Origin of the sequence: Kamptonema animale CS-326, assembly GCF_028330895.1 — a bacterium.
Taxonomy (GTDB): domain Bacteria; phylum Cyanobacteriota; class Cyanobacteriia; order Cyanobacteriales; family Microcoleaceae; genus Kamptonema; species Kamptonema formosum.
Window position 1 is genome coordinate 1 of the sequence record NZ_JAQMUA010000367.1, and the last position, 6,690, is coordinate 6,690.

Consider the following 6,690-nt stretch of genomic DNA (forward strand, 5'->3'; position numbering starts at 1 on the left):
AAAGCTCAACGAAAACCCAAGTTAAAATTGATTATCGCTCCCTTTCCGGATGCCACCCTACGTGGAGAACCATTTTTCTTTGAGCCACTGCCGAAAATCCCCTTGACAACTGGCTTTGAGCCTTAACTTGTCACCAATGGGCGCTCTTTATTGGGCGATCGCGCTATAGCGATTTTCTTGCATGACCACAGGCTAATTGCTAATTGCTAATTGCCAATTCCGACCAGTACCTAACCAAGTGAGAGCTACTACTAGGGAAAATGAGAATTTTTAAGTTAAAAAAGTCATAAATTCTTAACTCTTCCATCTTCCCCGCTCAAGAACTCCCTCACTCTCGTAATTAATCCACAAAGCGCGGCGTTAGGCAGTAGGGACAATCTAACATCTCCGGTTTTAATTCAGCTCGGCAACTTTTACAGGTAAGTCCCTGCTTGCGCTTCGCTTTCATTTCTGCCTCTAAACCAGTATCCGTAAATGTCACCCGCTCTACTTCTTCAAAAGTAGTCGCACCTTCCCGCACCAACTGTAAGCTGTAAGCCAGCAAGGTTTTCATCCCTTCTTCCACCGCAGCTTCCTTAATTTGTTCCGTCGGCGCACCTTGGGTAATCAGGGTTTGCAGTCGCTCTGTGACTTTCAGAAATTCATAGACACCAACGCGCCCTTTGTAACCCCCACCGCCACACTTTTTGCACAATTCTCCCCTTTCTGCCAGGGCTTTCTTGTCATCTACAGGTACTATGTTGGCTTTGTAGAAAGTGATATCAACTTCTTGAGAAGTTGACAAGCCGTAGCGACCGAGTTCTTCAGGGGTGGGGGTATAGGGAACGCGGCAATCGCTACAAACCCGCCGCATTAGCCGCTGAGCTAGTACGCCCAAAAGTGCCGCCGATACCATGAACGGTTCTACACCCATTTCGTCCAAACGCGCGATCGCACCCGCCGCATCATTCGTGTGTAAAGTTGTTAACACTAAGTGACCCGTCAATGCAGCTTCCAAGGCCGTCTTTGCTGTTTCTTTATCCCGCGTTTCTCCCACCAGCAACACATCCGGGTCTTGCCTTAAGAATGCCCGCAAAATGTTAGAAAAAGTTAAGTCTTTTTCGCGAATTACCTGACACTGAGTCAGCCCTGGCAAAGCATACTCAATCGGGTCTTCCGCCGTACTGATATTAATCCCCGGATCGTTCTTTTCTGCCAGAATTGAATACAGAGAAGTTGACTTACCCGAACCCGTCGGCCCCGTCACCAAAATCAGTCCAAAAGGCCGACTTGCAGTTTCTCGAACCAAAGCCAGAGTTTCTTGGTCAGAGATTAACAAACCTAAACCTAATTGAGTGCTGGAACTATCCAAAATCCGCAGCACGATTTTCTCACCATAGCGAGAAGGCAAACTGTTAACCCGGAAGTCCACCGTCCGCCCTTCAAACCTACGCCGGATACGACCGTCTTGAGCTTGCCTACGTTCGGCAATATCCATATTGGAAAGAATTTTGAAGCGAGAAGTAATTGCCGGGACTACCTGCTTCGGAAAGCGGAAATATTCTTGCAATACCCCATCTTTCCGCATCCGAATTCGCAGATGTTCTTCTTGGGGTTCTACGTGGATGTCAGAAACTTTTTCAGACAAAGCTTTAGCCAAAATGACGTTAACAGCTTTAATCACGGGAGCGGCTTCGGCATCATCTATGGAAACAGCAATGTCCTCTACATCACCGCTGATTTCTTCTAGATCGACCTCAAAGTTGTCACCTCCAAACTGTAGCTTTTCTTCCTTATCTTTAGCCGCCTTTATAGCTGCTTTCTTCGCATCATCCTCGCGGTAGGCAGAAACGATCTCATCGAAGTCGTCTTTGGTAATTACCCGTCGCTGAAAGCTCAACCCGTGAGGCTGCAAAATCCGGCGTAAATCTTCTTGAGAGTTAAGGTTATCGGGATCGGCCATTGCCACTACAATTGATGGCGGCTCGGTTTCGGTCTTTTGTACAGGCAAAAACCGCCCTTGAGTGCAAGTATCGATCGATATTTTTAACAGATCGAGGATGCCACCAAGTTGCTCAGTAGAAATCGGAGTTAGTTCCGGGTCAAATGCTTCAACGCCATACACCAGCTTTAGTTCAAACATCTGCTGCTTCTTGTAATGGCGCAGCAGTTCTGGGGGTAGAGGTTGGCCGGTGATCGCTTCGAGTACCTCAGTCAAGCGCTTTCCTGACTTGCGGCATTCAATTTGGGCTTGCTTGAGCTGGTCAGTATTGACATAACCAGCCTGAATCATTTTATTTAGAGCCGGAGAGAAATTGCTCTGGACAACTAGGGAGGTGGAAGGTCGCCGCTCGAATGTATTAGTCATAAGTTAATTCCGTAGATCTCCTTAATTTATTTCCGTCCTATGAAACTTACTCAAATCTACTCATGGTAGATTTAACGTTCGCTTCCTGTTTCTACCAAGGGAGTCGGCTCCTACTTGTCTACAGGCGTAACTTCAGACCGAACTGGTCTTAATAATTCCTATTGATGCGCTAGATTAATCGCCGCATTCAAATTACGATTAATAGTTGCACCGCAATGTAAACGATCAAAAACCCGTTCTTTTAATGGCATTGGTTGAAAATGACCGGAAACTGAGCAAGTCTTAGATAACGCATACCCACGCTCGACTAACTCAACTTTCGTGCCATACATAGAAGATTTATATGTCAAGTGGCGACGAAATTCATAAAATCCACAATCTGAAATAGCTGCCAATTTATAATTAGCTATCATTCTGCTCGCATTCAAATTTTCGAGCTGGATGCGAACATCTTTTGGGCTAATTCCTATTGTGAAAGAATCACCATCTTTTTTGCCTGTGAATTTAAAAAGCTCTCCCACTCCTTTAAAGAAATAGAATAAAGCTTCGCTCAAATGCCGGAATGCCATTTTGTAAACTCTGGAAGACAGAGAGCTTGTCCGCTGATATTCTGGCAATTTATTGACGTGGTTGGTAAAAACTCTTTCGATTGCTGCTACTTTTTTGCTCGTCGCTCCTCCTGCAAAATCTTTAACTCCTTGATAGAGAGCTAAAGCGTAATTGTAACAAAATCTCGCATAGCCAGAATAGCGCGCCATCGAGGTACGTTCTTTGTGATTAAGTTTTAATTCAAGTTCGATGGCGTACATATTGACTGCCTCAGCATCGCCAACTTACTCATCTAGCCATTTTAGAGGAGTCGATGAATAAGTTTAGAAAAATTTAGGTAGCTTTTTGTCAAGATTATCTACCCCTTTGCAAACCTGTGACGCAGTGTTTTGATATATTTTAATTAATATTGTGCACTCCGGCTACCTGCCAGGGCAGAATGCAGGCTTTCGCGCCGCACAGTTAATTTTTACTCGATTCCATTTTTTATTGGCAATTAACAAGGGAGGGCGCGGCTCTTCCCACTGCTAGAATTGTGTGGGTTGTGTCGCACAGAAATTTATGATTGACGAGGAAAACCAGCAATACCACGATCCCAACTCAGCAGCAACTGCTCCAGAAGGGGTGCAAGCGGTAGACGAAACGCCGCCAGCAGACGGAAATTTGAACGAACCGCTCGACTGGGAGCTTCAAATTGCTCAAGCATATCAGAGTTCAGAGGCTTCACAACCGGCAGGAAACGCACCATCCACGTCAGGGGGCAATTTTGCCGATCCGGGGCTAGCTGAAGCCCTGGAGTTTTTAAAGGCGGAATTGGCAAGCGCAACTAAGGAAAATGAGTCATTAAAAGCTCAGGTACAAGCAAGTTCCGCTCAGGTAGACGATCTGAAAAATCAAAATTTGCGGCTGGCAGCAGATTTTGAGAACTTCCGCAGGCGCACTGCTAAGGAAAAAGAAGAGTTGGATTTGCAAGTGAAGTGTGCCACAATCATGGAATTGTTGCCAGTAATTGACAATTTCGAGCGGGCTAGATCCCATATTAAGCCGCAAACTGACGGCGAGATGGGCATACACAAAAGCTACCAAAGCGTTTATAAGCAAATGGTAGACTGCCTTAAACGGGTGGGAGTCTCCCCGATGCGCCCAGAAGGTCAACCCTTCGACCCCAACCTCCACGAAGCGGTAATGCGAGAACCTACCGACCAGTATGAGGAGGGGACTGTGGCAGAAGAATTGGTGCGGGGCTATATGCTCGGCGAGCGTGTCCTGCGCCATGCAATGGTAAAAGTGGCAGCAGCTCCCGAACCCGCCTCTGAAGAAGTTGAGCCACAGTAAAAACTTTGCTAACCAAGGCTGAAGTATGCTAGCATTCTCTTTTTTCCCAAAGACTCTTTTGAGTTTGGGTGCTAGGCATCTAAGTGGTGTTCCTCGGACTTTCCTGTGGACATTATTTGGTCAGTCTTGGTGGCAAAGGTAATAGAACTTACGCCGGGAGTCCCAGAAACCGGGTTTTTGAGAGCATCTGTGGGTTCGGGCGAAGTATTTTCGTCAAAAAACCCGGTTTATGAGGTTGGGTACGTAAGTCCTGGGTAACTCAACTTATGCGTTTGCGAGCATACGTTAACAAAAAAGTATCGGAAAATAACTCCGACCCAAGTTAAAAATTAAAAATGTAAAGTTAAAAATTAAAAATATCTTTTCCTTTAATTTTTAATTTTACATTTTTAATTCTCTCAAGGAGCGCTATGGGAAAAGTAATTGGCATTGACCTGGGTACGACCAACAGTTGCGTAGCGGTTTTAGAGGGGGGACAGCCCGTCGTGATCTCCAACTCCGAGGGCGGACGCACAACTCCGAGCATTGTAGGATTTGGCAAAGGTGGCGATCGCTTAGTTGGGCAACTCGCCAAACGCCAAGCTGTCACCAATGCCGCCAATACCGTCTACAGCATTAAACGATTCATCGGCCGTCGCTGGGAAGACACCGAAGAAGAACGCTCCCGCGTTCCCTACACCTGCATCAACGGCAAAGACAATACCGTTGATGTCCAAATTCGCGGCAAAAATTACACGCCCCAGGAAATTTCGGCAATGGTACTGCTGAAACTCAAGCAAGATGCTGAAACTTACTTGGGAGAAACTGTTACTCAAGCCGTAATTACAGTCCCAGCCTACTTTACAGACGCTCAGCGGCAAGCAACAAAAGATGCCGGCACGATCGCGGGCTTAGAAGTCTTGCGGATCGTCAACGAACCCACAGCCGCCGCCCTTTCCTACGGGTTGGACAAGCAAGACCAAGATCAAAAAATCTTGGTCTTTGACTTGGGAGGCGGCACCTTTGACGTTTCCATCCTCCAACTAGGAGACGGGATTTTTGAAGTCAATGCCACCGCTGGCAATAACCATCTGGGCGGCGACGACTTCGACAACTGCCTAGTACAGTGGATGGTAGAAACCTTCCGTACTAGAGAAGGCACTGACCTCTCAAAAGACAAAATGGCCTTGCAGCGTCTCCGCGAAGCCGCCGAAAAAGCCAAAATTGAACTTTCTGGCAGAGATACTACGGCCATCAACTTGCCCTTCATTACTGCCGACGAGAAGGGGCCCAAGCACCTAGAGATGGAACTATCTCGCAATCAATTTGAAAAATTGGTGGCTCATCTGGTACAGAGTACGATCGATCCGGTGACTCAAGCTCTCAAAGACGCAAACTTGACACCGAAAGATATTGACAAAATTATTTTAGTTGGGGGGTCAACCCGCACGCCAGCAGTCCAAGAAGCAATTAGCAAATACTTTGGGGGTGTCACACCCGATCGCTCCGTTAATCCCGACGAAGCAGTAGCACTGGGAGCCGCAATTCAAGCAGGTGTCTTAGGTGGAGAAGTCAAAGACTTACTACTGCTGGATATCACGCCTCTCTCCCTTGGCTTGGAAACATTAGGCGGCGTATTTACCAAAGTAATCGAGCGCAATACTACCATCCCTACCAGTCGCTCCCAGATGTATTCAACGGCTGCTGACGGGCAAACTTCAGTAGAAATTCACGTTCTCCAAGGCGAACGCGCCCTGATTAAAGATAATAAAAGCCTGGGTAAATTCCTGCTCAAGGGAATACCCCCCGCCCCTCGCGGCGTACCTCAAATCGAGGTTGCCTTTGAAATAGATGCCAACGGCATCCTCAAAGTCTCAGCTCAAGATAAAGGCACCGGCAGAGAACAAAGCATTCAAATTACCAACACCGGCGGTTTGAGCGAAACAGAAGTCGAACGGATGCGCCAAGAGGCAGAACTATTTGCCGAAGAAGACATCAGGCGCAAAGAACTCGTCGAACTCAAAAATCAAGCCGATACGCTGTTCTATAATTATGAAGCAAGCTTAAAAGCTAATTCAAAATTCATCGGCGACGAGCTTAAGGCCGAAGCCCGCACAGCAGCCTCAGCTCTGCGCGAAGCGATCGCCAATCCTGACATCCCCTACGAGGAAATGAAGCAGCAGATAGAATCCTTCCAGCAAGTGCTTTATTCCCTGGGTTCTGCTGTTTACGAGCAAGTCGGCAGTGAGTCTAACAAGTCGGTCACTGAGGATGAAAGTCCACAGATGCTAGACTCAGACGACGCTGCTATTGCTGCTGAAAGTTTCTCCTCCCAAGAAGCGATCGCAGTAGCTCCAAGTAAAAAGCCAGCAGATCCCGAAGTTGATGAAATGAATCCTTTTGCGGTTGATTCCACAACTTCCTAGTATGGAGAGATGGGGAGGATGGGGAGGATGGGGAGGATGGGGAAGGTAGGGAAG

At 47.1% G+C, this 6,690-nt stretch carries 4 protein-coding genes; 2 read left to right on the top strand and 2 right to left on the bottom strand.

The features are described from left to right. Positions 1-340: 340 nt before the first annotated feature. Both PN499_RS21380 and PN499_RS21385 read right to left on the bottom strand, forming a co-directional pair. Positions 341-2,347, bottom strand: a complete 2,007-nt coding sequence (locus tag PN499_RS21380; protein WP_272034396.1) for a GspE/PulE family protein — start codon at positions 2,345-2,347, stop codon at positions 341-343. 158 nt (positions 2,348-2,505) lie between these two features. After that, positions 2,506-3,156: a transposase gene (locus PN499_RS21385; RefSeq protein WP_272034397.1), complete on the bottom strand. Its 651-nt coding sequence runs from the start codon at positions 3,154-3,156 to the stop codon at positions 2,506-2,508. Between the two features lie 301 nt (positions 3,157-3,457). Between PN499_RS21385 and grpE the strand changes: the two genes are divergently transcribed. Continuing rightward, entirely contained in the window at positions 3,458-4,231 is a 774-nt protein-coding gene (gene grpE / locus PN499_RS21390) for a nucleotide exchange factor GrpE (protein WP_019487096.1), read from the top strand. 410 nt (positions 4,232-4,641) lie between these two features. Next, positions 4,642-6,636, top strand: a complete 1,995-nt coding sequence (gene dnaK / locus PN499_RS21395) for a molecular chaperone DnaK (protein ID WP_272034398.1) — start codon at positions 4,642-4,644, stop codon at positions 6,634-6,636. Positions 6,637-6,690 lie beyond the last annotated feature (54 nt).

What these genes read in the sequence shown, in the direction of transcription:
- PN499_RS21380 (WP_272034396.1), bottom strand. Translation starts at nt 2,347, where the DNA reads ATGACTAATACATTCGAGCGGCGACCTTCCACCTCCCTAGTTGTCCAG.
- PN499_RS21385 (WP_272034397.1), bottom strand. Translation starts at nt 3,156, where the DNA reads ATGTACGCCATCGAACTTGAATTAAAACTTAATCACAAAGAACGTACC.
- grpE (WP_019487096.1), top strand. Translation starts at nt 3,458, where the DNA reads ATGATTGACGAGGAAAACCAGCAATACCACGATCCCAACTCAGCAGCA.
- dnaK (WP_272034398.1), top strand. Translation starts at nt 4,642, where the DNA reads ATGGGAAAAGTAATTGGCATTGACCTGGGTACGACCAACAGTTGCGTA.